The organism is Hydrogenophaga sp. SNF1 (assembly GCF_034421675.1).
Taxonomy (GTDB): Bacteria; Pseudomonadota; Gammaproteobacteria; order Burkholderiales; family Burkholderiaceae_C; genus Hydrogenophaga; species Hydrogenophaga borbori.
In genome coordinates this window covers 982,042-1,006,813 of the sequence record NZ_CP139793.1, presented here as the reverse complement: position 1 = coordinate 1,006,813, position 24,772 = coordinate 982,042, and the positions used below count along the sequence as shown (strand labels likewise).

Sequence of the window (24,772 nt, the reverse complement as noted above, 5' to 3'; positions counted from 1 at the left end):
CCGGGGACAGAGAACCAAAAGTAAAAAGCAAAGTAAACGGCGCGCGAAGGCATGACACGCAATGTAGCACAGGGCCTGTGGCGCCCGCCCCTCAGGCCGCCCAGCCGCTGGTTTTGAGCAACACCCCCAACGCGCCGCAGGCCGCGATCACCGGGATGACACCGAGCTTGAAGCGCACCAGCGCCAGGGCCGCGAGCGCGGCGATCACCAGCGCGGCGGCATCGACCGGCCCGCCGGGCAAGGGCCGGGCGATGTGGGCCAGGAAAAACACGCCGAGGCTGGCGATCACGCCCACCACCGCCGCCGTGATGGCGGTGAGCGGCGCGGTGAAATGCACCTGCCCATGCGTGCTCTCCACCAGCGGGCCGCCCGCGAGGATGAAAACGAACGAAGGCAGGAAGGTGAACCAGGTGACCACCGCCGCCGCCAGCGCAGCGCCCCAGAAGCGGGCCTCGGGGCCCAGCACCTCGGTGTGCCAGCCGCCCAGGAAACCGACGAAGGCCACCACCATGATCAGTGGCCCCGGCGTGGTTTCGCCGAGGGCCAGGCCATCGATCATCTGCGGCCCGCTGAGCCAGCCGTGCTGCACCACGGCGCCCTGGTAGACGTAAGGCAGCACCGCGTAGGCGCCGCCGAAGGTGAGCAGCGCGGCCTTGGAGAAGAACAGGCCCATGGCGCCCAGCACCCCCTGCTCGCCCTGCCAGGCGAGCAGCGCCGCCATGGGCAGCGCCCACAGGAGCGCGCCCACCAGCAGCACGCGCGCCAAGCGGCCTCGCGAGAAGCGCGCGTGCGCCGGCGGTGGCGTGTGGTCGTCGATGAGCGCCACCGGCGGCGCACGCGCTGGTGCCACCGCGGCCGCGGCCTCGGCGCCGGCGGGCAGAAACTGCGAAGGCGCGAAGCGCCCGCCCAGCCAACCCAGCACCAGTGCCGACAGCACCACCAGCGGAAACGGCAGCTGGAAGACGGCGATGGCGGCGAAGCTGCCGACCGCCATGGCCCACAGCCAGGGCGCCCGGCGCGGCGAGCGCAGCACCTTGCCGCCGATGCGCCAGACCGCCTGCACCACGATGGCCGCCACGGCGGGCTTGATGCCATAGAGCAGGCCCGCCACCCAGCCCACCTGGCCATACACCAGATAGGCCCAGCTCAGGGCGATGAGCAGCAGCAGGGAGGGCAGCACGAACAGCGCGCCCGCCGCGATGCCACCCCAGGTGCGGTGCAGCAGCCAGCCGATGTAGGTGGCCAGTTGCTGGGCCTCGGGGCCTGGCAGCAGCATGCAGTAGTTGAGCGCGTGCAGGAAGCGCCGCTCGCTGATCCAGCGCCGCTGCTCCACGAGCTCGCGGTGCATCACCGCGAGCTGCCCCGCCGGGCCGCCGAAGCTGATGAAGCCGAGCTTGAGCCAGAAGCGCAGGGCCTCGCCAAACGGCACCGGCCCCGGCGCTCCCGCGCTCAAGCCGTGCCGCCGACCGTGAGGGCCTCGATGCGCAGCGTGGGCTGGCCCACGCCCACGGGCACGCTCTGGCCTTCCTTGCCGCAGGTGCCCACGCCGCTGTCGAGCTTCATGTCGTTGCCGATCATGCTCACGCGCGTGAGCGCGTCCGGGCCGTTGCCGACCAGGGTGGCGCCCTTCACGGGGTACTGGATCTTGCCGTTTTCGACCCAGAAGGCCTGGCTGGCCGAGAACACGAACTTGCCGCTGGTGATGTCCACCTGGCCGCCGCCAAAGTTGGTGGCGTACAGGCCCTTCTTGATGCTGGCGACGATCTCGTCGGGGTGCTTGTCGCCGCTGAGCATGTAGGTGTTGGTCATGCGCGGCATGGGCGTGTGGGCGTAGCTCTCGCGCCGACCGTTGCCGGTGGGCTTGACGCCCATCAGACGCGCGTTCATCGCGTCCTGGATGTAGCCGCGCAGGATGCCGTCCTCGATGAGCACGTTGCGCTGCGACACATGGCCTTCGTCGTCGACGTTGAGCGAGCCGCGGCGGTCGGCGATGGTGCCGTCGTCGAGCACGGTGACACCCTTGGCCGCCACGCGCTGGCCGATGCGGCCAGCGAAGGCGCTGCTGCCCTTGCGGTTGAAGTCGCCTTCCAGTCCGTGGCCCACGGCCTCGTGCAGCAGGATACCGGGCCAGCCGCTGCCCAGCACCACCACCATCTCGCCCGCCGGCGCGGGGCGCGATTCGAGGTTGGTCAGCGCCTGCTCCACCGCCTCGTCGACGTAGAACTGCACCATGGCGTCGTCGAAGTAGGCCAGGCCGAAACGGCCACCGCCACCCGAATTGCCCATCTCGCGCCGGCCGTTCTGTTCAGCGATGACCGTGACCGACAAGCGGATCAGCGGGCGCACGTCGGCCGCCAGCGTGCCGTCCGCGCGCGCCACCAGCACCACGTCGTGCTCGGCGGCCAGGCCGGCCATCACCTGGGCCACGCGGGGGTCCTTGGCTTTCGCCAGGCGCTCCACTTTTTCAAGCAGCGCCACCTTGGCGGTGCTGTCCAGCGAGGCGATGGGGTCCACATCGGCGTAGAGCGAGCGCGAGGGAGCGACCTTGCGCGCCGCCACCTTGACCTTCTTCGTCTGGCCCTGGCCCGAGATGCTGCGCACGGTGCGCGCGGCGTCGAGCAGCGAGTCCCAGGACAGGTCGTCGGAGTAGGCGAAGGCGGTCTTCTCGCCGCTGACCGCGCGCACGCCCACGCCCTGCTCGATGTGGAAGCTGCCGGTCTTGACGATGCCCTCTTCCAGGCTCCAGCCCTCGTTGCGCGTGGCCTGGAAATAGAGATCGGCGTCGTCCACCCCGTGCGAGCGGATCTCCGCCAGCGCCTGGTGCAGGTGAGCGGTGGTGAGGCCGAAGGGTTCGAGCAGCAACTGCTCGGCGGTGGCCAGTCGGGCCAGGGTGGGTTCGCGGGCGATCATCCGGGCATTGTAGGAACCGCCCGCCCGCCTGTGGGCGTCAGGGCTTTGGTTCTGGCTGGGGTTCCGGCGGGGGCAGTCCCGCCGGGTGCTCGCGCATCCAGTCGAGCAGCGCGCCGTCGTCCTGGCCGGCCATGCCCTGCGCCAGCGCGGCGGCGAAGACAGCGGCGGCCTGCGGGCCCAGCACCCCCTGGTGGCCGGTGGACCGGCCAGCGGCCACCGCCAGGCGGGTGTCCTTGGCCAGCAGGCTCATGTGGGCGCGCGGCGCCATGTCGCCGGCCAGCCGGCGGCGCAGGCGGTCGGTGCCGATCCAGCTCTGGCCGCTGGAGCGCTCGATCACGTCCAGCGTGCGCGAAAGGTCCAGCCCCAGGCGCTGGGCCAGGGCCAGTGCCTCGGCCGCGCCCGCCAGGTTGATGCCTGCCAGCAGGTTGTTCACCAGCTTGGTGCGCGCACCGTCGCCCACGCGGGCGCCGACACGGAACTGGCTGTCGGACAGGTCGGCCAGCAGGCCCGCGTGGCGCTGCAGCGTGGCCTCGGGGCCGGCGAGCATCAGGCTCATGGCACCGGCGCGCGCCCGGGCCGGGCCGCCGGACATGGGGGCGTCGATGGTGTCCACGCCCTGGGACGCCAGCCGCGCCGCGATGGCCTCGGTGTCCTCCGGGGCGATGGTGGGGCACAGCAGCAGGGTCTGGCCCGGCCGCAGCGCGGCGGCGGCGCCCTGCTCTCCCCAGAGCACCTCGCGGCACTGCGCGGCGTCCACCACCACCAGGGCCAGCACGCCGCCGTCGGCCAGGCGCCCGGCGGCGGCGCGCGCGCTGGCGCAGACGGTGGCGCCGGCCGCGCGGGCGCGTTCGGCGCAGGCGGGGTCGACGTCGCGCACCGCCACGGCCCAGCCGCGCTCGCGCAGGCGCTCGACCATGGCGCCGCCCATCAGGCCCGCGCCGATGACGGCCACGGCGTGATCGCCGCTGCGCTCCGGTGCGTCGGTCATGAGGGCACCAGGCGCTTGGCGCGCGAAATGGCCAGCAACATGCCCAGGCCCACGCCCATGGTCACCATGGCGGTGCCGCCGTAGCTGACGAACGGCAGCGGCACGCCCACCACGGGCAGGATGCCGCTGACCATGCCCATGTTCACGAAGGCGTAGACAAAGATATTCAGCGTGAGCGCGCCCGCCAGCAGGCGGGAGAACAGCGTGGGCGCCTCGGCCGCGATGATCAGCCCGCGGCCGATGAGCGCGGTGAAGCCGGCCAGCAGCACCAGCACGCCCACCAGGCCGAACTCCTCGGAGAAGGCGGCGTAGATGAAGTCGGTGGTGCGTTCGGGAATGAACTCCAGGTGGGTCTGCGTGCCCTGCATGAAGCCTTTGCCCCAGACGCCGCCCGAGCCGATGGCGATCATGCCCTGGATGATGTGAAAGCCCTTGCCCAGCGGGTCGGTGGTCGGGTCCAGCAGGGTGCACACGCGCTGGCGCTGGTACTCGTGCAGCACCTGCCAATCCACGCCGGGCGCACACCAGGCCGACTCGTTGAAGATCAGCACCACCACGCCGATGCCCAGCAGCACGACGGGCGGGACGATCAGCTTCCAGCTCAGGCCGGCGAAGAAGATGACGGCCAGGCCGGAGGCCAGCACCAGCAACGTGGTGCCCAGGTCGGGCTGGAGCAGGATCAGGCCGATGGGCACGGCCAGCAGCCCGCCCGCGACCACGAAGTCCATGGGCTTGAGTTGGCCCTCGCGGCGGTGGAACCACCAGGCCAACATCATGGGCATGGCGATCTTCATGATCTCGCTGGGCTGAATCACCGTCACGCCGATGTCGAGCCAGCGCTGGGCGCCCTTGCGCATGATGCCGGCGAACTCCACCCCCAGCAGCAAGGCCACGCCCACCAGGTAGAGCGGCAGCGCCAGGCTCATCAGGCGCTGCGGCGGGATTTGTGAGCACACCAGCATGACGGTGGCGCCGATCAGCATGTTGCGGCCGTGCTGGGAGAAGCGCGAGCCGTGGTCGAAGCCCACCGAGTACATGGTGACCAGGCCCAGGGCGGCCATGAAACCAATGATGGCGATCAGCGGCCAGTCGAAGCCCCGCATGAAGGGGATCGCGCGCTGCAGCAGACTGGGTTTGTCGAGAACGACGGCCATGGGCCGCGATTATCCTCAGTCGATGCACCCCCTCCCCACCACCCACCTGCTCTACCTGCACGGCTTCCGGTCCTCGCCCCTGTCGATGAAGGCCCGACTGGTCGGCGAGCGCGTGCGCCGCTCGCACCCGGCCGTGACCTGGTGGTGCCCGCAGCTGCCGCCTTCGCCCCGCGCGGCCACCGAATGGATCCGCCAGGCCACCACCGGCTGGCCGCGCGGGCGCACGGCGGTGGTGGGGTCTTCGCTGGGTGGGTTCTACGCGCGCTGGTTCGCCCTGCAGACCGGCTGCCGGGCGGTGCTGCTCAACCCCGCGGCCCATCCCGCGCGCGACCTGGCCACCCACATCGGCGAACAGACCACCTGGCAGAACCCCGAGGAGCGCTTCTTCTTCGAACCCGGCTTCGTGGACGAGCTGCGGGTGCTGGAGAGCGACATCGCGCGCCTGTCGCCGGCCTCGCCGGCCACGCCCGAGCGCCTGTTCGCGCTCATCGCCAAGGGCGACGAGGTGCTGGACTGGCGCGAGATGCAGGCCTTCTGCGCGGGCGGCGACATCCGCCTGCTGCAAGGCGGCGACCACGCGATCAGCGATTTCGAGGCCCACATGGACGCGGTGTTCGGCTTTCTGCGGCTGGCCTGAGCCGGACGGGATGGGCGGAATGGGACAATTGCGCCCATGCACATCCTGTTCGACGAGGCCGGCAAGTTCCTGACCGGCCGCCTGCTGTCCGAGTCCGACAGTTCCCTCCAGGTGGAACTCGACTCCGGCAAGCGGGTGAAAGTGAAAGCGGCCAACGCGCTGCTGCGGTTCGAAAAACCCGCGCCCGCCGAGCTCCTGAAGGAGGCCGGCTCGCTGGCCGAGGGCATGGAGCTCGAACTCGCTTACGAATTCGCGCCCGAGGACGAGTTCGGTTTCGCCGACCTCGCGCGCGAGTACTTCAGCGCCCAGGCCGGCACCGCCCAGCAGGTGGCGGCGCTGCTCACGCTGCAGAACGCGCCGCACTACTTCCGCCGCGCCGGCAAGGGCCGCTTCAAGAAGGCCCCGCCCGAGATCGTGGCCCAGGCCCTGGCCGCCATCGAGAAGAAGAAGGAGCTGCAGGCCCGCATCGAGGCCTGGGCCGCCGAGCTGGTGGCGGGCCGCTGCCCCGAGCCGGTGCACCAGCAGCTCTACCGCATCCTCTTCAAGCCCGACAAGAACGGTCCCGAGTACAAGGCCGTGGTCGAGGCCGCGCGCCTGAGCCACACCGCGCCGCTGGTGCTGCTGCAGCAGGCGGGGGCCATCCGCAGCGCCTACCAGTTCCACTGGCAGCGCTTCCTGTTCGAGCACTTCCCCAAAGGCACGGGCTTCCCCGCGCTGAGCGCCCCGCCGGTGGCCGAGGCGCTGCCGCTGGCGGCCGTGGCGGCCTTCTCCATCGACGACTCCGCCACCACCGAAATCGACGACGCGCTCTCCGTGCAGGGCCTGGGCTCGGGCACGGTCACGCTGGGCATCCACATCGCGGCGCCGGGGCTGGCCATCGCGCCGGGTGACCCGCTCGACGAGCTGGCGCGCACGCGCCTGTCCACCGTCTACATGCCCGGCCACAAGATCACCATGCTGCCCGACGCGGTGGTCGACGCCTACACGCTGCAGGCCGGACGCGACTGCCCGGCCGTCTCGCTGTACGTGGAGATCGACGAGGCCACGCTGGCCGTGGGCCCCAGCCGCACCGCACTGGAGCGCGTGCCCATCGCGCACAACCTGCGCCACGACCGGCTCGACACGATCGTCACCGAGGCCTGGCTCGCCGGCGAAGCCAACGCCCAGGCCCCGGCCGAGCTGGCCGGGCTGCAGCCCGCGCTGGTCTTCCTGCACCGCTTCGCGCGCGAACACAAGGCGCAGCGCGAAATCGCGCGCGGCAAGCCCGAGACTTTCACGCGCCCCGACTACACCTTCAAGCTGGAGGGCGTGCAGGGCGACGAGCCCGCCGGCGACGAGCGCGTGCTCATCGGCACGCGCTCGCGCGGCGCGCCGCTGGACCTGATGGTGGCCGAGGCCATGATCCTGGCCAACAAGACCTGGGGCCTGTGGCTGGCCGAGTGCGGCGTGCCCGGCATCTACCGCAGCCAGGCCAGCCTGCTGCCGGGCATCAAGGTGCGCATGGGCACCAAGGCCCTGCCGCACGCGGGCATCGGCGTGAAGGCGTACACCTGGGCCACCTCGCCGCTGCGCCGCTACGTCGACCTGGTGAACCAATGGCAGATCGTGGCCTGCGCGCGCCACGGCAAGACCGCCGCGCTGGCCGCGCCCTTCAAGCCCAAGGACGCCAACCTGCTCGCCGTGGTCAGCGCCTTCGACGCCGCCCACACCGCCTACAACGGCTTCCAGGGCGGCATGGAACGCTACTGGACGCTGCAGTACCTGCGCCAGAACGGCATCACCGAGCTCACCGCCACGCTCATCAAGGACGGCCTGGTGCGCGCCGACACCCTGCCCCTGGTGCTGCCGGTGCTGGGCGCCGATGGCCTGCAGCGCGGTGCCCACCTGCGCATCCGGCTGGGGGCCATCGACGACATCACCCTGGAGCTGAGCGGCACGGTCATCGAGCGGCTCGACCAGCCCGTGGAGGACCCCGCGGCGCTCGAGTCCGAGGCCGAGGAGGACGAGGAAGAGCCGCTGGGCGCCCCGGTGGCGCTGGCCATCGACCTGGACGACGCCGCGGCGGGCGAAACGCCCCCCGGTGGAACGCAGAACGGATAATCCCCCGCGTGAAATCCGCCGCCCGCGCCAAGGCCGTCCGCACCCTGAGGAACCTGAGCACGCTGCAGCTCGCGCTGCTGGTCTCGCTCGGGGTGCACGCGGCCCTGCTGGCGGTGCGCTTCGCCGACCCCGAGCGCTTCGACCGCGTGTTCAAGGACACGCCGCTGGAGGTGATCCTGGTCAACGCGCGCAGCGACCAGCGCCCCGAGAAGGCACAGGCCATCGCCCAGGCCGCGCTGGCCGGCGGCGGCGACGCCGAGCGCGGGCGCGCCACCTCGCCGCTGCCCCCCGCCGCCATCGCCCGGCTGGGCGACACGCCCGACGAAGAACTGCGCCGCATGGAGGCCCTGATGGAGCAGCAGGTGCAGCTGCTCGCGCAGGTGCGCCGCGCGCTGGCCACCATGCCACCGCCCGCTCCCGCGGCCCAGCGCCAGACGCCCGAGGCCCGCGAGCAGGAACAGCGACGCCAGGCCCTGGTGCGCGTGCTGGCCGAGATCGAGAAACGCATCAACGAGGAAAACGCGCGGCCGCGCAAACGCTACATCAGCCCGGCCACGCGCGAGGCCGTCTACGCCGTGTACTACGACGGCCTGCGCCGGCGCATCGAGCAGCACGGCACGGCCAACTTCCCCGAGGCCGCCGGGCGCAAGCTCTACGGCGAACTCACCATGGTCATCACCGTGAACCACACCGGCCAGGTGCTCGACACCGAGGTGGTGCAGGGCTCGGGCAACCGCCTGCTCGACAGCCGCGCCCAGGCCATCGTGCGCGGCCTGGCCTTCGGCCGCTTCAACGAGGCCATGCGCCGCCAGGCCGACCAGATCGTGGTCGTCTCGCGCTTTCGCTTCACGCGCGAGGACGGCCTGCAGACCCAACTGTCGGGACAGTAGTGGTACGCGCCTTCGGTCGCTGGCTGCTGTGGTTGGTGCTCGCGGGGCTGGCCCTGCAGCTGTACTTCCTGGCCGGCATCGCGCTCATGGCCGTGCTCGACCCGCACAGCACCGCCTTCCAGCGCTCCGAGGCCTGGCGCGTGGCCACCGCCAGCGCGCGCGGCGAGACCCCGTGGCGCTGGCGCCAGCGCTGGGTCGACGGCGAGCAGATCAGCCCCAACCTGTGGCGCGCCGTGGTGGCCTCCGAGGACGCCGGCTTCTTCGACCATGGCGGCGTCGACTGGACCGCCATCGAAAAGGCCTGGCAGAAAAACGAGCGCCGCCAGGAGCAGGCCGAGCGCCGCGCCGCGCACAGCCCCAACCGCCCCGTGCGCGAGGCCAAGGTGGTGGGCGGCTCCACCATCACCCAGCAGCTCGCCAAGAACCTGCTGCTGTCGGGCGAACGCAAGCTGCTGCGCAAAGGCCAGGAGCTGGTGCTCTCCTTGATGCTCGAACTGGTGCTGGACAAGCGCCGCATCCTCGAGATCTACCTCAACAGCGTGGAATGGGGCGAAGGCGTGTTCGGCGCCGAGGCCGCCGCGCAGCGCTACTTCAACAAGCCGGCCGCGCGCCTCAGCGCCTACGAGGCCGCCCGCCTGGCGGTGATGCTGCCCTCGCCGCGCTTCTTCGAAACGCGCCAGGGCTCGGCCTACCTGGCGCGCCGCACCGCCACCATCGTCGCCCGCATGGGCGACGTCAAAATTCCATGACCCGCCTGCGTCGCTTCGCGCCTTCCCCCCGAGGGGGACGACACCAACGGCCCGGCACAGCCCGTTCCGTGGTGTGTCTGGGTTCGGTCTTCGCGGTGGCGGCAGCCGAGGCGCGTCGATGAGGGTACTGGCCCCCGCCGTCGGCTACCTCCTGCTGGGCCTGGTTCGCCTGCTCACGGGCGCGCAGGCGCGCTGGTACGGCGCGCCGCCCAAGGCCGAGCAGCGCATCTACTTCGCCAACCACCAGAGCCACGCCGACCTGGTGCTGATCTGGGCCGCGCTGCCCAAGGAACTGCGCGGCATCACGCGGCCCATCGCCGCCAAGGACTACTGGACCGCCTCGCCGCTCAAGCGCTGGATCACCACCGAGGTGTTCAACGCCGTCTACGTGGAACGCGAAAGAAAGGGCGACGAGGACCCGCTGGCGCCGCTGATCGCCGCCCTGCAGAGCGGCGACTCGCTGATCCTCTTCCCCGAGGGCACGCGCGGTTTCGAGGAAGACCCCCAGCCCTTCAAGAGCGGCCTGTACAACCTGGCCATGAAATTCCCCGAGGTGGTGCTCGTGCCCACCTGGATCCACAACGTGCAGCGCGTGATGCCCAAGGGCGAGGTGGTGCCCGTGCCCGTGCTGTGCACCGTGACCTTCGGCGAACCGGTGAAGCCTGGCGCCGACGAGCCGCGCGCCGACTTCCTGGCGCGCGCGCGCCTGGCCGTCATGGCGCTGAGGGACGTCTGATGGGTCCCCACGCTCGTCACTTCGTGTATTCGCTGCCCCCCGCGGGGGAGCAGACCGCCCTTGGGGCGGCCCGGCGGGCGATCCCATGACAGGCTTCCTGCGCGGCCTCACCTCCGACCAGCAGGTCGGTCTGCTGTTCCTCGTGGTGTTCGGCCTGCTGGCCCTGGCCACCGTCGCGGGGGTGCTGCTCTCGCTGCGCGAGCGCCGCGCGCACGGCGACGACGCCGCGCTGACCCGCCGCCGCCACGACAACGCCGACCTGCTGCGCATCTCCTGGCTGATGGCCGTCGTGTTCTGGATCGGCTGGGTGATGGGCCGCGGGCCGTCCATTGCCCTGTTCGGCGTGCTCTCCTTCTTCGCGCTGCGCGAGTTCATCAGCCTGTCCCCCACGCGGCGCGGCGACCACCGCAGCCTGGTGCTGGCCTTCTTCGTGGTGCTGCCGACCCAGTACGCGCTGGTGTGGAACGCGCAGTTCAACCTGTTCACGGTCTTCGTGCCGGTCTACGTGTTCCTGGCGCTGCCCGTGGTGAGCGCGCTGCGCGGCGACCCGCAGCGCTTCCTGGAGCGCAACGCCAAGCTGCAGTGGGGCATCATGGTCTGCGTCTACGGCCTGAGCCATGTGCCGGCGCTGCTGCTGTTGCAGTTCCCGCGCTGGCTGGGCAACAACGCCTTCCTGGTCTTCTTCCTGGTGCTGGTGGTGCAGACCTGCATGCTGGTGCAGCACCTCACCGCGCGGGGCCGCCAGCGCCCGGTGGCGCCGGCCATCAGCGCCAGCTTCCACTGGGCCAGCTGGGGCTGGGGTCTGCTGGCCGGCGGCCTGCTGGGCGCGCTGCTGGCGGGCTTCACCCCCTTCAAGCCCCTGCCGGCCCTGGCCATGGCCCTGGTGGCCTGTGCCGCGGGCTCGCTGGGCCACCTGGTGATGAAGGCCATCAAACGCGACCGCGGGGTGACGAACTGGGGTGGCGAGCGCCGCTCGGTCACCGGCGCGGCCGGCCTGCTCGACCGCGTGGACGCGCTGTGCTTCGCGGCGCCGGTCTTCTTCCATTCGGTCCGCTGGACCTTCGGGCTGTGAGCCCGCGCCACGACCGCCCATGAGAATCCTCGGCATCGACCCCGGCCTGCAGTGCACCGGCTTTGGCGTCATCGACACCGAAGGCCCGCGCCTGGCCTACGTGGCCAGCGGCACCATCCAGACCAGCCCGAAAGATGGCGCCCTGCTGCCCGAACGGCTGAAGGTGCTGTTCGACGGCATCACCGAGGTGACCCGCCGCTACCAGCCCGAGGTGGCGGTGTGCGAGATCGTGTTCGTCAACGTGAACCCGCAGGCCACGCTGCTGCTGGGTCAGGCGCGCGGCGCCTGCCTCACCGCCCTGGTGGCCAATGGCCTGGGCGTGGCCGAATACACCGCGCTGCAGCTCAAGAAAGCCGTGGCCGGCCACGGTCGAGCCACCAAGGAACAGATGCAGGAAATGGTGAAGCGCCTGCTGCAATTGCCCGGCCTGCCCGGCAAGGACGCGGCCGATGCCCTGGGCCTGGCGATCACGCACGCCCAGGTGGCGCGCACCAAGGCCGCCATCGAACGCGTGGCGCCACTGCGCGCGCGCACGCACGCGGCGTACAAGGCGGGGCGCAACTACTAGCCCAGCCCGTGCCACAGGCGCACCAAGTCTCCCACCGAGGGGATCAGACGCCGGGCAGCAAGGCCTGGAGCTCGCCCAGCGTGCCGGCCTCGTGCAGGGGTTTGTCGCCGCGCACGCGCAGCATGCGCGGGAAGCGCAGCGCCACACCGCTCTTGTGGCGCTTGCTGCGCGCGATGCCTTCGAAGGCCAGCTCCACCACCAGCGTCGGGCGCACGCTGCGCACGGGGCCGAAGTGCTCCAGCGTGGTCTCGCGGATCACGGCGTCCACGGCCTGGAACTCGGCGTCGCTCAGCCCGGAATAGGCCTTGGTGAAAGACACCAGCTGCAGGCCCTGCGGGTTGGCCGGGCGGCGCTCGGCGATCGCGTCCACCACCGCCTGCGCCTCGGCCGGATCGCGCGGTGCGCGGTTCCAGACGGCGAAGCTGTAGTCGGTGTAGACCGAGGCGCGCCGCCCGTGGCCGGCCTGGGCGTAGATCAGCACACCGTCCACCGTGAACGGGTCGATCTTCCATTTCCACCAGGCCAGCCGCTCGCCCTCGCCCGAGCGCTTCACGCGCCCGGTGCCGTAGGCACCGTCGCGGTGCTTGAGCATCAGGCCTTCGACGCCGAGTTCGCGCGAGCGCGCGCGCCAGGCGGCCAGCGTGGCCCAGTCGGGCGCGTCGAGCAGCGGCGAGCAGGGCAGCGGCGGGGCGCAGGCGCGCGCCAGGGCCTCCAGGGCGGCGCGGCGGGCGTGCTGGGCTTGGCCGCGCAGGTCCTGTCCGCCGCACTCCAACAGGTCGTGGGCGATGAAGCCCACGGGCGCATCGGCCAGCACGCGGGCCGTGAGCGTCTTGCGCGCGATGCGCTGCTGCAGCGTGGCGAAGGGCGCGGGCCGGCCCGGCGTCTCGAATCCCGGCAGTGGCGCGGCCAGCGCGTCCCAGGCCACGATCTCGCCGTCGACCACCGTGCCGTCGGGCCAGGCCGCGGCCAGGCGCTCCAGCTCGGGGAAGCGCTCGGTCATCAGTTCCTCGCCGCGCGACCAGACCCAGGCGCGGCCCGCGCGCTTGACGATCTGGCCGCGGATGCCATCGAACTTCCACTCGGCGAACCAGTCGCCCACCTCGCCCAGCGTGGCCTCGGGCGCGCCCGCGAGCGCGGACGCCAGGAAGAAGGGGTAGGGCTGGCTCGGGTCGCGCGCGGCCGCCCCTTCGCCCGCGGCCGGCGCCACGATGGCGCGCCAGGCTTGCGCCGTGGGCGCGCGCTGACCGCTGGTGTAGCCCATCATGCGGGCCGCCACGAGCTTGGGGTCCAGGCCCGCGAACTCGGCCACGGCGCGCTGCGCCAGCAGCTGGCTCACGCCGACACGAAAACCACCCCCCACCAGCTTGACGAAGAGGAAGCGGCCCAGGCTGTCGAGCTCGCCCCACCACCCCAGCACCGCGTCCGCCACCGTGGCCTCGTCGGCGCCGCGCAGCGGCAGCAGTCGCTGGGTCATCCAGCCGTGAAGGCCGAGCTCGGCGCCCCCCTCGGTCGGCGCGGGCAGCACCAGGGCGATGGTCTCGGCGAGGTCGCCCACCGCCTGGTAGCTCTCCTCGAACAGCCACTCGGGCAGGCCCGAGGCCCGCAGCGCCAGCGCGCGCAGCTGCGCGGTGCGGATGAGCTGGCGCGGCTTGCCGCCCGCGAGGAAGTAGACCGCCCAGGCCGCGTCCTCGTCGGGCGCTTCGCGCAGGTAGCGCACCAGGGCCGCCACCTTGGCGTGGGTGGCGGTGCTGGCGTCGAGTTCGGCGAACAGCGCGCCGAAGCGCTTCATGCGGCGGACTCCGCGCGCGCGGCGGGCGGATCGTCGGCGCCGTCGCCGTACTCGGTCTTGAAGCCTTCGGCCCGCAGGCCCTGCTCCTGGAGGTAGCGCACCAGGGTGGGCACGCTGCCGTGCGTGACGATCACGCGCCCGGCGCCGGTCGCGCCGATGGCCGAGAGAAGGCCGGGCCAGTCGGCGTGGTCGCTGATGACGAAGCCGCGGTCATGGCCCAGGCGACGGCGCCAGCCGCGGATCTGCATCCAGCCGCTGGCGAAGGCGTCGCTGGTGTCTCCGAAGCGGCGCATCCAGGGCGAGGACAGGGCGCTGCCGGGGCACAGCACCAGGGCGCGGCGCAGGTCCGCCGGATCGTGCGTGCCCTCCGCCGCGAGCGTGGCCGGCAGGTCCACGCCCGCCGCGCGGTAGGCGCGGTTGAGCGGCTCCACCGAGCCGTGGCAGACGATGGGGCCAATGGACGGGTCCACCCCCGCCAGCAGGCGCTGCGCCTTGCCCAGGCTGTAGCAGCTGATCACGCTGGCGCGTCCGACGGCCGCGTTGTCGGCCCACCAGCGGTTGAGTTCGGCGAACAGCTCGTGGTCGGGCCGCCAGCGGTAGATGGGCAGGCCGAAGGTGGACTCGGTGATGAAGGTGTCGCAGCGCACCGGCTCGAACGGCGCGCAGGTGCGGTCGGGCACGCCGTGGGCGGGCGTGGGCCGGTAGTCGCCGCTGGCCACCCACACCTGCCCCTGGTGTTCCAGGCGCACCTGGGCCGAGCCCAGCACGTGGCCCGCCGGGTGCAGGCTGATGCGCACGCCGCGGTGCGTGACCACCTCGCCGTAGTCCATCGGCTGCAGGGGGATGCCCTCCCCCAGCCGCGCACGCAGCAGCCCGGCGCCGGGCGCGGCCGCGAGGTAGTGGCGGTGCCCGGTGCGCGCGTGGTCGGCGTGCGCGTGCGTGATCACCGCGCGGTCGACGCGGCGCCAGGGGTCGATGAAAAAATCGCCCGGCGGGCAGTACAGGCCCTCGGGGCGCTGGACGATCAGGTCCTGCATATCAGGGACGTGGGGGCGGCCACGGCCGCCTCAATAGCGGTGGCCGGTGAGAAACAGCACCGTGCGCATGATGCCGAAGGCGATGCGGTCGAGGATGCGCTGGCCCCAGGGCCGGCTGTTGAGCGCCTCCGCGTGGATGGGGGTGCTGCGGTGGCAGACGATGTCGTCGAGGTGGGCGCGCAGCAGCGCCGCGAAGCGTCGGTCGGTGCTCATGACGTTGGCCTCGCGCGCCAGCAGCAGCGACAGCGGGTCCAGATTGGTGGAGCCCACCGTGGCCCAGCGCTCGTCCACCACGGCCACCTTGGCGTGCAGCGCGCTGGGCGCGTACTCGCAGACCTCCAGGCCCGCGTTCACCAGGCGCTTGAGCGCGGGCCGCGCGGCGCGGTACTGCAGGAAGTGCTCGTAGCGCCCCTGCAGCAACAGGCGCACGCGCACGCCGCGCCCGACGGCCATCAGCAGGGCCTTGCGCAGCCGGCGCCCGGGAATGAAGTAGGCGTTGACGATGAGCACCTCCTGGCGCGCCTCGCCGATGGCCTTGAGGTAGGCGCGCTCGATGTCGTGGCGGTGCGCCACGTTGTCGCGCAGCAGCAGCGCGGCGCGCGCGTCGTCCACGCCCATCAGCGCGCTGCCGGTGTCGTCCTCGCCGCCGGACGCCAGGCCGCGCGCCCGCGTCTCCAGCTTGCGCAGCAGCTTGGAAAAATCGCCCGAGGCGCTCGAGCCGCGCAGCGCCTGCCAGGCGGCCGAGAACTCGCGCTGACGCGCCGCCCGCACGGCCTGCAGGCGCCACCAGAGCTGCTCCATGGTCTCCGTCATGTCCTGCACCAGCGGCCCGGCCACGCGCAGCGAGTAGTCCAGCCGGGGTTCGTCGAGCCGACCCAGCGACACGTCGTCGCGGTCGTCGATGATGTTGACGCCACCGCAAAAGCCCACCGTGCCGTCCACCACGCAGAGCTTGCGGTGCAGGCGGCGCCACAGGCGGGGGAACAGCAGGCCCAGGCGGCCCAGGGGAGAGTAGATGCGCCACTGCACGCCGGCGGCGCCAAAGCGCTGGCGCCATTCTTCGGGAATCGACGGCGTGCCCACGCCGTCGACCACCAGGCGCACCGCCACGCCGCGCCGCGCGGCGCGCTCCAGCGCCTCGGCCACCTGCAAGGCCGAGCCCGCGAACTCGAAGATGTAGGTCTCCAGGTGCACCACCTGGCGCGCCGCGTCCATGGCCTCGGCCAGTGCGGGGAAGAGCTCGTCGCCGCCCACCAGCAGCACGAGCTGGTGCCCATCCTTCATCGTCGCGTGCAGGCGTTTCACGGGAATTCGAGGTCCGCGATGATCGGCAGGTGGTCGGACATGCGGCGCCAGGCGCGCCCATGCGGCACGTGGGCCGAGACCGGGCGCAGACCACGGAAGAAGATGCGGTCCAGGTGCAGCAGCGGCAGCCGCGCCGGGAAGGTGGGCAGGCGGATGCCTTCGAAGGTGTGCAGGTCCAGCGCCGCCATGGGCTTGAGCAGCTGCGCGCTCCAGTCGTTGAAGTCGCCCGCCACCACCAGCGGCGCGCCGGCGGGGACCTCGCGGGCGATGAACTGGCCCAGTCGCTGCACCTGCCGTTCGCGGCTGGCGTGCACCAGGCCCAGGTGCACCACCACCACATGCAGCTCCAGGCCATCGACCAGCAGGTGCACGTGCAGCAGGCCGCGCTGCTCGAAGCGGTGGTCGGAGACGTCGGAATGCCCCACGCCCACCACCGGCCAGCGCGACAGCAGGGCGTTGCCGTGTTCACCGTGGCGCGTGATGGCGTTGCTGCGGTAGACGGCCTCGTAGCCTTCCGGCGAGAGGTAGCCGGCCTGGTCCATTTCGGGCCAGCGGGTGAAGTAGCGTTCCAGCTTGCGGTGGTGGCTGCGCACCTCCTGCAGGCAGACGATGTCGGCGTCGAACTGCTCGACCGCGTGCACCAGGTTGTGGATTTCGAGCCGGCGCGCCGGGCCCAGGCCCTGAACGCCCTTGTGGATGTTGTAGGTCGCTACGCGCACCATGCTCATGGCGCGCATGATCGCACGGGCCACAGGCCCCGCGCGGGCGCCCCCGCCCCACGGCCGGACGGCATGGCGCTACGGCCTCGGTACCCCACCCAGGCGCGGCAGCCAGCCGATGGCCTCGGCATTGGAGGGCGAGAAGCAGCGCTGCGCCGCCTCGCGCCAGGGCAGCCAGACCTGGTCGCGGTGCTCGCGCGGGCTCAGCCGCACCGGCGCGGCGCGCGGCACGCACAGGCCGAACACGCGCTCCGTGTTGTGCGTGACGCCCGGCGCGTAGCGGTGCCGCCACTGGGGGTAGATCTCGTAGACGTTCTCCAGGCCCCAGTCGCGCAGGGCGTGCCCCGGCGCGGCGGCGTCCAGGCCGGTCTCCTCCCTCACCTCGCGCGCGGCGGTGAGCTCGAAGGGTTCCTCGGGCCGGTCCTTGGACCCGGTCACGGACTGCCAAAAGCCCGGGGCATCGGCGCGCTCGATCAGCAGCACCTCGAAAGCCGGGGTGTGGATGACCACCAGCACCGACTGCGGGACCTTGAAGGCCCGCGCCGGATCAGCGCCCACGGCGGGCCGCGCCGAAGCGCTGCCACAGACGCCACAGGGACAGCGCGCGCAGCGGCAGCGAGACCAGCCGGCTGGGGCGGCGCGCCAGCCACAGCCCGGCCACGGCGGCCAGGGGCAGGGTCAGCTGGGGCGGCCAGCCGCGCAGCCACCGCCAGGCGTCCTGCACCCGGTCGGCCCAACCGAACAGGGGATGCAGGGACTCGGCCTGCATCCCGGCGCGCACGCGCAGCGTGCGCGAACGCCGGCGCAGCGCCAGATGGCGCTGCCTGAGCTGTTCGGCGCGCGGAAGGCTCATGGGATCGCCTGCGCGCCAGAGGCCGCGGTGCAAGCCCCTGCGGGCGGTCGAGCGGCTCTCATGGGTCCAATGCCTCGCGGTCCTGGCGCAGCTCGTCGATGCTGGCCGAGAACAGCCGCGAGCCACGCAACAAGCGCGCACGCGCCTGCCAGATGGCCAGCAGGCCGACGAACAGGAACAGGCCGGTGAAGGTGGCCAGCGCCGCCAGCCGGTGTTCATCCCACAGGGCCACGGTGATCAGGATGGCCAGGAAGCCCACGCCGAGCGCCAGGCACACCAGGGCGATGGCCCCGTAGGCCACCAGCCCGGCGAGGCGCAGCACCTCCTCCTGGGCTTCGACGCTGAACAGTTCGAGGCGGACCTGGGCCAGCTCGACCAGCGTGGCCGCCAGCCCGCGCACGGAGGCCGAGAGGCGTTGAGCGGACGGCTCCATGGCGGCGCTCAGCGCCGGGCGATGAGCATGCCGATCAGCAGGCCCACGCCGGCGGCGGTGCCGATGGCCTGCCAGGGGTGCTCGTGCACATACTCGTCGGTGGCGCGGGCGGCTTCCTTGGTGCGGGCGGCGACGGTTTCCTCGATGTCGCCCAGCTTGTGCCGGGCGGCGATCAGGTTCTCGCGGATGCGCTCGCGCATCTCGATCACCTTGCCCTCGGTTTCGTTGGCGGTGGCTTGCAGCAGCTCTTCGGCGTCGGTGATGACGCGCTGCAGATCGCGCACGAGTTTTTTCTTGCTGGTTTCGGTGGTGGCGTCGGCCATGGCGGGCTCCTTTCCAGGCAGTTGGGACAATCGATCGGAAAAACCGATAGTGCGATCGCCCAAGGATACGCAGGTTCCCACGAAAAAGGCGCCCGAAGGCGCCTTTTGCGGCCTGGTCCTACAAGGATCTCAGCTGTTCTTGACCGAATCGGGGTTACGCAGGCGGATGTGCAGCTCGCGCAGCTGCTTCTCGTCCACCGGGCTGGGCGCCTGCGTGAGCAGACACTGGGCGCGCTGGGTCTTGGGGAAGGCGATCACGTCGCGGATCGACTCGGCGCCCGTCATGAGCGTGACGATGCGGTCCAGGCCGAAGGCCAGGCCGCCGTGCGGCGGCGCGCCGTACTGCAGCGCGTCGAGCAGGAAGCCGAACTTCAGGCGCTGCTCCTCGGGGCCGATCTTGAGCGCGTCGAAGACCTTGGCCTGCACATCGGCACGGTGGATACGGACCGAACCGCCGCCGATTTCCCAGCCGTTGAGCACCATGTCGTAGCCCTTGGCGATGCAGCGGCCCGGGTCGCTGACCATGAAGTCCTCGTGGCCGTCCTTGGGTGCGGTGAAGGGGTGGTGCACCGCGGTCCAGCGGTCTTCCTCGTCGTCGTGCTCGAACATGGGGAAGTCCACCACCCACATCGGTGCCCAGCGGTCCTCGAACAGCCCGTTCTTCTTGCCCAGCTCGCTGTGGCCGATCTTGATGCGCAGGTTGCCGATGGCGTCGTTGACCACCTTGGCCTTGTCGGCACCGAAGAACAGGATGTCGCCGTTCTGCGCGCCGCTGCGCTGCAGGATGGCTTCGAGCGCCGCGTCGTGCAGGTTCTTCACGATCGGGCTCTGCAGGCCGTCGCGGCCCTTTGCCACGTCGTTGACCTTGATCCAGGCCAGGCCCTTGGCGCCGTAGATCTTGACGAACTCGGTGTAGGCGTCGATCTCGCTGCGGCTCATCTCGCCGCCGCCGGGCACGCGCAGGGCCACCACGCGGCCGTTCTTCATCTGCGCGGGCGCGCTGAACACCTTGAAGTCGACGTCGGCCATGACGTCGGTGAGTTCGGTGAACTCCATGGTCACGCGCAGGTCGGGCTTGTCCGAGCCGTAGCGGTGCATGGCCTCGGCGTAGGGCATGACCGGGAACTCGCCAAGGTCGATGCCGAGCACGTTCTGGAACACCGTCTTGATCATGCCCTGGAACATGTCGCGGATGTCCTGCTCGGTCAGGAAGGAGGTCTCGATATCGATCTGCGTGAACTCGGGCTGGCGGTCGGCGCGCAGGTCCTCGTCGCGGAAGCACTTGGTGATCTGGTAGTAGCGGTCGAAGCCGGCCACCATGAGCAGCTGCTTGAACAGCTGGGGCGACTGCGGCAGCGCGAAGAACATGCCGTCGTGCACGCGGCTGGGCACCAGGTAGTCGCGCGCGCCCTCGGGCGTGCTCTTGGTGAGCATTGGCGTCTCGATGTCGATGAAGCCGTTGGCGTCGAGGAACTTGCGCACTTCCATGGCGACGCGGTAGCGCAGCATCAGGTTGCGCTGCATGTAGGGGCGGCGCAGGTCGAGCACGCGGTGCGTCAGGCGCGTGGTCTCGGACAGGTTGTCGTCGTCGAGCTGGAAGGGCGGCGTGACCGAGGGGTTGAGCACCTTGAGCTCGTGGCACAGCACCTCGATCTTGCCGCTCTTGATGGTGTCGTTGGTGGTGCCCTCGGGGCGCGCGCGCACCAGGCCGATCACCTGCACGCAGAACTCGTTGCGCACCTCCTCGGCCGTCTTGAACATCTCGGGGCGGTCGGGGTCGCAGACCACCTGCACCGTGCCTTCGCGGTCGCGCAGGTCGATGAAGATGACGCCACCGTGGTCGCGCCGGCGGTTCACCCAGCCCGACAGCGTGACGGTTTGGCCCATCAGGGCTTCGGTCACCAGACCGCAGTAGTGGCTTCGCATGGACATGGGGTCTTCTTTCTCAGGGTTGCGTCTCGGCCTCGGCCGCGAGCGGGATCTTGGGGTTGCGGGGGCCGCCGGGCACGATGACGCCCATGGACACGATGTAGGTGAGGGCCTCGTCCACGCTCATGGCGAGCTCGACGCAGTCGCGCGCGCGCAGCAGCACGAAGTAGCCGCCCGTGGGGTTGGGCGTGGTGGGCACGTAGACGCTGAGGAACTCGTCTTGCGGCGAGTCGCTGCCGGGCCGGGCCTGCAGCCGCTCCAGCAGGTCGCCCTGGGGCGAGCCGGTGAGGAAGGCGATGGTCCACATGCCCTCATGCGGCCACTGCACCAGCAGCGCCTTGCGAAAGGCGTTGCCTTTCTCGGAGAACAGCGTGTCCGACACCTGCTTCACGCCCGAATAGATGGAGCGCACCACCGGAATGCGGTGCAGCAGCGCGTGCCACCAGTGCACCAGCTTGTTGCCGATGATGTTGGAGGCCAGCGCGCCGATGGACAGCACGATCACCAGCGCGAACAGCACGCCCAGCCCGGGCACGTGCACGCCCAGCCAGGCGTCGGGGCGCCAGGACGTGGGCAGGATGTTCAGGGTCTGGTCCAGGGTGCCGACCACCCAATCGAGCACCCACAGGGTGACGATGAGCGGCACCAGGACCAGCAGGCCCGAGAACAGCCACTTGCGCAGGGCGGTCATGCGGACCCGATCAGGTGCTGGGGGTGGACGGCGTGGCCGGCGCGGGGGCAGGAGCCGGAGCCGGCGCGGCCGACGACTCGGTCTTGGCGCCCGCGGCCGGTGCGGCGCTGGCCGCGCCATCGGCGGGCTTGCCCTCGCTCGGGGCGGCCGCCACGCCGGAATTGGCGCCGCTGCCGTTGCCGCCGCGGAAATCGGTCACGTACCAGCCCGAGCCCTTGAGCTGGAAGCCAGCGGCGGTGAGCTGCTTGCGGAAGGCGTCGGCCCCGCAGGCGGGGCACACGCTCAGCGGAGCGTCGGAGATTTTCTGGAGCACGTCCTTGGCGTGGCCACAGGACTCGCACTTGTAGGCGTAGATGGGCATAAGTACTCGAATCACCCCCGCCACGCTGCGCGCGACCCCCTCGAGGGGGCTACACCCGCGGCCTGGCACAGCCAGTTCCGCGGTGTTTCTCGGTTCGACCGCTTCATGCGTCGCGGGTCGCGCCAAGCGCGGCGGGGAATGGATAGGAAAAGGACGCGCCCGCCCGGAAACGGCGGACAAAGCCGGCGATTATAAATTCCGGGGGTATTCCCTGGCCCGGCCCGGCCGGCTCACCACAGGCGCACGCGCAGCAGCAGCTGGGTCAGCACCAGCCCCAGTGCAAAACCGATGCCACCGTAGACGATGCCCTGCAGCAGCCGGTTGGTGCGCCGCTGCTCGGCCAGCAGCACGTCGAGCTCCTTGCGCAGCTCGTTCGGCCGGTGCTTGAGGTAGTCGTGCATCAGTCGGGGCAGCGCGGGCAGCAGCTTGGCGTACTGGGGCGCCTCGGCCTTGAGCTGGGCCAGCAGCTTCTGCGGCCCCAACTGCTCCAGCATCCACTTTTCCAGGAAAGGCTTGGCGGTGGCCCACAGGTCCAGCTCGGGGTCGAGCTCGCGGCCCAGGCCTTCGATGTTGAGCAGGGTCTTCTGCAGCAGCACGAGCTGGGGCTGGATCTCGACCTGGAAGCGCCGCGAGGTCTGGAAGAGTCGCATCAGCACCATGCCCAGCGAGATTTCCTTCAGCGGGCGGTCGAAATAGGGCTCGCAGACCGCGCGGATCGCGGATTCCAGTTCGTCGACCCGGGTCTCCGGCGGCACCCAGCCCGATTCGATGTGCAGTTCGGCCACGCGCCGGTAGTCGCGCCGGAAGAAGGCCGTGAAGTTCTGCGCCAGGTATTCCTTGTCGTGCTCGGTCAGGGTGCCGACGATGCCGAAATCGAGCGAGATGTAGCGGCCGAAGCTGGCCGGCGCCACGCTCACCTGGATGTTGCCCGGGTGCATGTCGGCGTGGAAGAAACCGTCGCGGAACACCTGGGTGAAGAAGATGGTCACGCCGTCGCGCGCCAGGCGCGGGATATCCACGCCCAGGCGGCGCAACTCGTCGACGCGGTTGATGGGCACGCCACTCATGCGCTCCATCACCATCACGTCGTTGCGGCACCAGTCCCAGACCATCTCGGGGATGAGCACCAGGTCCAGCCCGGCCATGTTGCGGCGCAGCTGGGCGGCGTTGGAGGCCTCGCGCAGCAGGTCCAGCTCGTCGTGCAGGTACTTGTCGAACTCGGCGACCACCTCGCGTGGCTTGAGGCGCCGGCCATCGGCCGACAGGCGCTCCAGCCAGCCGGCCATCAGGCGCATGAGGGCCAGGTCCTTCTCGATCACCGGCAGCATGTTGGGTCGCAGCACCTTGACGGCGACCTCGCGCCCGGCCTGGCGGCCGCCGCGCAGGGTGGCGAAATGCACCTGGGCGATGGAGGCGCTGGCCACGGGCTCGCGCTCGAAGTGGTTGAACACCTCGTCGAGCGGGCGGCCGAAGGCGCGTTCGATGGTGGCGATGGCGATCTCGCTGGGGAACGGCGGCACGCGGTCCTGCAGGCGGGCAAGTTCGTCGGCGATGTCGGGCGGCAGCAGGTCGCGCCGGGTGGACAGCACCTGGCCGAACTTCACGAAGATCGGGCCCAGGCGCTCGAGCGCCTCGCGCAGGCGCTGACCGCGCGGGCTGTCCAGGCGCCGGCCGGTGGAGACGACGCGGGTGAGCCGGCGGATCCACGGGTGATCGAAGCTGGAGAGCACGAGCTCGTCGAGCCCGTACCGCAGCACCACCCAGACGATGAAGCCGCCGCGCAGGAACCGGGTCACTCGAACGCCTCCGCGCGGTGCCAGGCGGTGCGGTCGCCCCCGGCCGGTCGGGCCGCGATCATGCGGCGCCCCCGCCGGCGCTCGGCGGGCGGGGCATGCGGGCGACGAAGCCCTTGAGCGCCTGCGCGGCCTGGCGCGCGAAGCCCACCAGGGTGTGCGCCGCCGCGTCGCCCATCAGGCGCGAGAGGTCTTCCTCCACGTCCCAGCGCACGTTGTCCACCAGCCAGGCCACTTCGGCAGCGAACTGCACGTCGCCCTGAATGTCCACGGCCGGCTTCTCGCCGGCCAGCATGCGCCGCACCAGCTCGGCGGGCGAGGTCTGGGTGAGGCTCACGGTGAGTTCGGGCGGGTGCTGCACGGGGTCGACACGCTCCAGCAGGCCGGCGCGCGTGGGCGCCACGCAGAAATGGAAATCGCCCCACTGCACGCGCAGCGGCTTGCCGGCCTGGCGGCGCAGCCGCTCGGTGGCCGCCGGCTCCTGCTGCAGCACGTGGTTGAGGAAGAGCACCAGCTTGTTCTGCAGCTCGTCGATCACCCAGCCGGGTGGGCGCAGGGCCTGCAGGATGGAGCGCAACGGATCGGTCGGCGCGCCGGCCGGGCCTTGCGGGCCGGCCGGGCCGGCACCAGAAACGGAATCGGGTGGTACATGGGCCATGACCACCCGATTCTGACGGATAACGGGCGCCGCGCCGGCGCCGCGTCGGCTTACTGCAGGGCCTGCACGCCGGCCACCAGCCAGCCGCCCGGACCGCTCTTGGGCCGGGTGATGTTCCAGACCTCGCGGAAGGGGTTGGGGCCGGCCGAAGGCTCCTCGCGGATCAGGCCGGAAAACTCCACGCTGGCCATGTACTCGCCGTCGAGCTCTTCGATGCCCAGCAGCTGTGCCTCGAGCATCACCACCTCGGTGTGGTGGGCCGCGCCGGGACCGCTGCGCTCGCGCTCGGCCAGCTGGCCCTTGATCTGCTCGAGCATCTCATCGGTCATCATGGCGCGCAGGCTGGGGATGTCGGACTTGTCCCAGGCGGCCTGCAGGTTCACGAAGTTGGCCTTGGAGGCCTTGAGGAAGCCCTCCGTATCGAACCCGGCAGGGATGCCCCAGGTCTGGCGGCCCTGCAGGGCCGAGCCGATCATGGAGCCGTGGCCGCTGTCGAGCGAGGCGGGCGCGCTGCGCTCCCAGGGGCGGGCCGAGGCGTCGTTGCCAACGTTCTTGGGGCTGTAACTGGCCGGCGTGGCCGGCTCGAGGTCGAGCGGCGCGCGCGCCGTGGCACCGGCCGCGCCTTGGTACGCCAGGCCATCGCTGCGGCCGGCGGCCTGGGCCGGCGCCTTGCGGCGCATCACCATGCCGACGACGGCCAGCACCACCACGGCCAGCAGGGCGAACAACAGGAACTGCGCGAAGGCCTCGCCAAAACCCAGGGCCGAGGCCAGCCAGGCCAGACCCAGGCCGGCCGCGAGGCCACCCAGCATGGCCCCCCAGGGGCGCTTGGGCGCGGCGGCCGGGGCGGCGTTGGCCGGGCGCTGGGCAGCGGCGTTCTGCGTGGGCGCCGGCGTGGCCTGCTGGGCGGGCGCCTGATTGGGCGGGGTTGGCGCGGTGCTGCGCTGCGTCACGTTGCCGGACTGTTTGCCGAAGGACCCGCCGCCGCCCAGGCGCTTGGCCATCACGTCGGCGGAACCGACGGCCAGGGCGCAGGCCAGCAGAAAGGACCAGAGTTTGTGTTTCTTCATGCCATGT

At 71.2% G+C, this 24,772-nt stretch carries 25 protein-coding genes; 7 read left to right on the top strand and 18 right to left on the bottom strand.

The annotated features are described in order from the left end of the window. Nucleotides 1-91: 91 nt before the first annotated feature. Genes chrA through rodA form a run of 4 tightly spaced genes read right to left on the bottom strand, consistent with a single transcriptional unit; the run spans nucleotide 92 to nucleotide 5,052 of the window. Nucleotides 92-1,453, bottom strand: a complete 1,362-nt coding sequence (gene chrA, locus SOM08_RS04905; RefSeq protein WP_322470148.1) for a chromate efflux transporter — start codon at nucleotides 1,451-1,453, stop codon at nucleotides 92-94. Beyond that, nucleotides 1,450-2,910, bottom strand: a complete 1,461-nt coding sequence (tldD, locus tag SOM08_RS04900; RefSeq protein WP_322470147.1) for a metalloprotease TldD — start codon at nucleotides 2,908-2,910, stop codon at nucleotides 1,450-1,452. The genes chrA and tldD overlap by 4 nt, the downstream gene beginning before the upstream one ends. Before the next feature lie 37 nt (nucleotides 2,911-2,947). After that, on the bottom strand, nucleotides 2,948-3,898 hold the full coding sequence (locus SOM08_RS04895; RefSeq protein ID WP_322470146.1) for an NAD(P)-dependent oxidoreductase: 951 nt from the start codon (nucleotides 3,896-3,898) through the stop codon (nucleotides 2,948-2,950). Next, on the bottom strand, nucleotides 3,895-5,052 hold the full coding sequence (gene rodA / locus SOM08_RS04890; RefSeq protein ID WP_116958297.1) for a rod shape-determining protein RodA: 1,158 nt from the start codon (nucleotides 5,050-5,052) through the stop codon (nucleotides 3,895-3,897). Before rodA ends, SOM08_RS04895 begins: the two co-directional genes overlap by 4 nt. A 22-nt stretch (nucleotides 5,053-5,074) precedes the next feature. On the opposite strand from rodA, the gene SOM08_RS04885 reads away from it, so the two are divergent. The 7 genes from SOM08_RS04885 to ruvC all read left to right on the top strand — a co-directional run bounded on the left by SOM08_RS04885 (nucleotide 5,075) and on the right by ruvC (nucleotide 11,804). Then, entirely contained in the window at nucleotides 5,075-5,689 is a 615-nt protein-coding gene (locus tag SOM08_RS04885) for a YqiA/YcfP family alpha/beta fold hydrolase (RefSeq protein WP_116958298.1), read from the top strand. Between the two features lie 36 nt (nucleotides 5,690-5,725). Beyond that, nucleotides 5,726-7,789, top strand: a complete 2,064-nt coding sequence (locus SOM08_RS04880; protein ID WP_116958299.1) for a ribonuclease catalytic domain-containing protein — start codon at nucleotides 5,726-5,728, stop codon at nucleotides 7,787-7,789. 8 nt (nucleotides 7,790-7,797) lie between these two features. After that, nucleotides 7,798-8,679: an energy transducer TonB gene (locus tag SOM08_RS04875; protein ID WP_239478261.1), complete on the top strand. Its 882-nt coding sequence runs from the start codon at nucleotides 7,798-7,800 to the stop codon at nucleotides 8,677-8,679. Further along, the gene (gene mtgA / locus SOM08_RS04870) at nucleotides 8,679-9,428 is read left to right on the top strand and encodes a monofunctional biosynthetic peptidoglycan transglycosylase (protein ID WP_116958300.1); all 750 of its coding nucleotides are present in this window, start codon (nucleotides 8,679-8,681) and stop codon (nucleotides 9,426-9,428) included. Before SOM08_RS04875 ends, mtgA begins: the two co-directional genes overlap by 1 nt. Before the next feature lie 118 nt (nucleotides 9,429-9,546). After that, nucleotides 9,547-10,164, top strand: coding sequence for a lysophospholipid acyltransferase family protein (locus SOM08_RS04865; RefSeq protein ID WP_116958301.1), 618 nt, complete (start codon nucleotides 9,547-9,549; stop codon nucleotides 10,162-10,164). 85 nt (nucleotides 10,165-10,249) lie between these two features. Beyond that, on the top strand, nucleotides 10,250-11,236 hold the full coding sequence (locus SOM08_RS04860) for a phosphatidate cytidylyltransferase (protein ID WP_116958302.1): 987 nt from the start codon (nucleotides 10,250-10,252) through the stop codon (nucleotides 11,234-11,236). Between the two features lie 19 nt (nucleotides 11,237-11,255). Further along, a complete protein-coding gene (gene ruvC, locus SOM08_RS04855) occupies nucleotides 11,256-11,804 on the top strand; it encodes a crossover junction endodeoxyribonuclease RuvC (protein ID WP_322470145.1) in 549 nt (182 codons plus the stop codon). Between the two features lie 43 nt (nucleotides 11,805-11,847). Here the strand turns inward: ruvC and SOM08_RS04850 are convergent, their stop codons facing one another. From SOM08_RS04850 to SOM08_RS04785, 14 genes are all read right to left on the bottom strand, one after another. Further along, nucleotides 11,848-13,593, bottom strand: a complete 1,746-nt coding sequence (locus SOM08_RS04850; RefSeq protein ID WP_322470144.1) for an ATP-dependent DNA ligase — start codon at nucleotides 13,591-13,593, stop codon at nucleotides 11,848-11,850. Beyond that, the gene (locus tag SOM08_RS04845) at nucleotides 13,590-14,630 is read right to left on the bottom strand and encodes a ligase-associated DNA damage response exonuclease (protein ID WP_116958304.1); all 1,041 of its coding nucleotides are present in this window, start codon (nucleotides 14,628-14,630) and stop codon (nucleotides 13,590-13,592) included. The genes SOM08_RS04850 and SOM08_RS04845 overlap by 4 nt, the downstream gene beginning before the upstream one ends. A gap of 30 nt (nucleotides 14,631-14,660) precedes the next feature. Then, a complete protein-coding gene (gene clsB / locus SOM08_RS04840; RefSeq protein ID WP_116958305.1) occupies nucleotides 14,661-15,914 on the bottom strand; it encodes a cardiolipin synthase ClsB in 1,254 nt (417 codons plus the stop codon). Nucleotides 15,915-15,931: 17 nt separating this feature from the next. After that, a complete protein-coding gene (locus SOM08_RS04835; RefSeq protein ID WP_116958306.1) occupies nucleotides 15,932-16,672 on the bottom strand; it encodes an endonuclease/exonuclease/phosphatase family protein in 741 nt (246 codons plus the stop codon). A gap of 60 nt (nucleotides 16,673-16,732) precedes the next feature. After that, nucleotides 16,733-17,212: a dihydroneopterin triphosphate diphosphatase gene (gene nudB, locus SOM08_RS04830; protein ID WP_116958307.1), complete on the bottom strand. Its 480-nt coding sequence runs from the start codon at nucleotides 17,210-17,212 to the stop codon at nucleotides 16,733-16,735. Further along, nucleotides 17,202-17,507: a hypothetical protein gene (locus tag SOM08_RS04825; protein ID WP_116958308.1), complete on the bottom strand. Its 306-nt coding sequence runs from the start codon at nucleotides 17,505-17,507 to the stop codon at nucleotides 17,202-17,204. The genes nudB and SOM08_RS04825 overlap by 11 nt, the downstream gene beginning before the upstream one ends. A gap of 58 nt (nucleotides 17,508-17,565) precedes the next feature. Further along, nucleotides 17,566-17,940, bottom strand: coding sequence for a phage holin family protein (locus SOM08_RS04820; RefSeq protein ID WP_116958309.1), 375 nt, complete (start codon nucleotides 17,938-17,940; stop codon nucleotides 17,566-17,568). 8 nt (nucleotides 17,941-17,948) lie between these two features. Further along, entirely contained in the window at nucleotides 17,949-18,263 is a 315-nt protein-coding gene (locus tag SOM08_RS04815; RefSeq protein ID WP_070399087.1) for a DUF883 family protein, read from the bottom strand. Between the two features lie 129 nt (nucleotides 18,264-18,392). Then, nucleotides 18,393-20,195 carry an aspartate--tRNA ligase gene (gene aspS / locus SOM08_RS04810; RefSeq protein WP_322470143.1) on the bottom strand — a complete coding sequence of 601 codons (1,803 nt, stop codon included), beginning with the start codon at nucleotides 20,193-20,195 and terminating at the stop codon, nucleotides 18,393-18,395. Between the two features lie 13 nt (nucleotides 20,196-20,208). After that, nucleotides 20,209-20,883: a DUF502 domain-containing protein gene (locus SOM08_RS04805; RefSeq protein ID WP_116958311.1), complete on the bottom strand. Its 675-nt coding sequence runs from the start codon at nucleotides 20,881-20,883 to the stop codon at nucleotides 20,209-20,211. A gap of 10 nt (nucleotides 20,884-20,893) precedes the next feature. Continuing rightward, nucleotides 20,894-21,244 (bottom strand): FmdB family zinc ribbon protein, encoded by a 351-nt coding sequence (locus tag SOM08_RS04800; RefSeq protein WP_116958312.1) that lies wholly within the window; start codon nucleotides 21,242-21,244, stop codon nucleotides 20,894-20,896. Between the two features lie 230 nt (nucleotides 21,245-21,474). Beyond that, nucleotides 21,475-23,040, bottom strand: coding sequence for a ubiquinone biosynthesis regulatory protein kinase UbiB (gene ubiB, locus SOM08_RS04795; protein WP_322470142.1), 1,566 nt, complete (start codon nucleotides 23,038-23,040; stop codon nucleotides 21,475-21,477). A 58-nt stretch (nucleotides 23,041-23,098) separates the two neighbouring features. Further along, nucleotides 23,099-23,695, bottom strand: coding sequence for a hypothetical protein (locus tag SOM08_RS04790; RefSeq protein ID WP_322470141.1), 597 nt, complete (start codon nucleotides 23,693-23,695; stop codon nucleotides 23,099-23,101). A gap of 50 nt (nucleotides 23,696-23,745) precedes the next feature. Beyond that, nucleotides 23,746-24,765 carry a Tim44 domain-containing protein gene (locus SOM08_RS04785; RefSeq protein WP_116958315.1) on the bottom strand — a complete coding sequence of 340 codons (1,020 nt, stop codon included), beginning with the start codon at nucleotides 24,763-24,765 and terminating at the stop codon, nucleotides 23,746-23,748. Nucleotides 24,766-24,772 lie beyond the last annotated feature (7 nt).

Coding starts and splice junctions, on each gene's coding strand:
- SOM08_RS04820 (WP_116958309.1), bottom strand. CDS start 17,940: ATGGAGCCGTCCGCTCAACGCCTCTCGGCCTCCGTGCGCGGGCTGGCG.
- SOM08_RS04835 (WP_116958306.1), bottom strand. CDS start 16,672: ATGCGCGCCATGAGCATGGTGCGCGTAGCGACCTACAACATCCACAAG.
- aspS (WP_322470143.1), bottom strand. CDS start 20,195: ATGTCCATGCGAAGCCACTACTGCGGTCTGGTGACCGAAGCCCTGATG.
- SOM08_RS04785 (WP_116958315.1), bottom strand. CDS start 24,765: ATGAAGAAACACAAACTCTGGTCCTTTCTGCTGGCCTGCGCCCTGGCC.
- SOM08_RS04865 (WP_116958301.1), top strand. CDS start 9,547: ATGAGGGTACTGGCCCCCGCCGTCGGCTACCTCCTGCTGGGCCTGGTT.
- SOM08_RS04790 (WP_322470141.1), bottom strand. CDS start 23,695: ATGGCCCATGTACCACCCGATTCCGTTTCTGGTGCCGGCCCGGCCGGC.
- SOM08_RS04845 (WP_116958304.1), bottom strand. CDS start 14,630: ATGCAGGACCTGATCGTCCAGCGCCCCGAGGGCCTGTACTGCCCGCCG.
- SOM08_RS04805 (WP_116958311.1), bottom strand. CDS start 20,883: ATGACCGCCCTGCGCAAGTGGCTGTTCTCGGGCCTGCTGGTCCTGGTG.
- tldD (WP_322470147.1), bottom strand. CDS start 2,910: ATGATCGCCCGCGAACCCACCCTGGCCCGACTGGCCACCGCCGAGCAG.
- SOM08_RS04880 (WP_116958299.1), top strand. CDS start 5,726: ATGCACATCCTGTTCGACGAGGCCGGCAAGTTCCTGACCGGCCGCCTG.
- ruvC (WP_322470145.1), top strand. CDS start 11,256: ATGAGAATCCTCGGCATCGACCCCGGCCTGCAGTGCACCGGCTTTGGC.
- SOM08_RS04825 (WP_116958308.1), bottom strand. CDS start 17,507: ATGAGCCTTCCGCGCGCCGAACAGCTCAGGCAGCGCCATCTGGCGCTG.
- SOM08_RS04885 (WP_116958298.1), top strand. CDS start 5,075: ATGCACCCCCTCCCCACCACCCACCTGCTCTACCTGCACGGCTTCCGG.
- SOM08_RS04895 (WP_322470146.1), bottom strand. CDS start 3,898: ATGACCGACGCACCGGAGCGCAGCGGCGATCACGCCGTGGCCGTCATC.
- SOM08_RS04850 (WP_322470144.1), bottom strand. CDS start 13,593: ATGAAGCGCTTCGGCGCGCTGTTCGCCGAACTCGACGCCAGCACCGCC.
- clsB (WP_116958305.1), bottom strand. CDS start 15,914: ATGAAGGATGGGCACCAGCTCGTGCTGCTGGTGGGCGGCGACGAGCTC.
- SOM08_RS04815 (WP_070399087.1), bottom strand. CDS start 18,263: ATGGCCGACGCCACCACCGAAACCAGCAAGAAAAAACTCGTGCGCGAT.
- SOM08_RS04860 (WP_116958302.1), top strand. CDS start 10,250: ATGACAGGCTTCCTGCGCGGCCTCACCTCCGACCAGCAGGTCGGTCTG.
- rodA (WP_116958297.1), bottom strand. CDS start 5,052: ATGGCCGTCGTTCTCGACAAACCCAGTCTGCTGCAGCGCGCGATCCCC.
- SOM08_RS04800 (WP_116958312.1), bottom strand. CDS start 21,244: ATGCCCATCTACGCCTACAAGTGCGAGTCCTGTGGCCACGCCAAGGAC.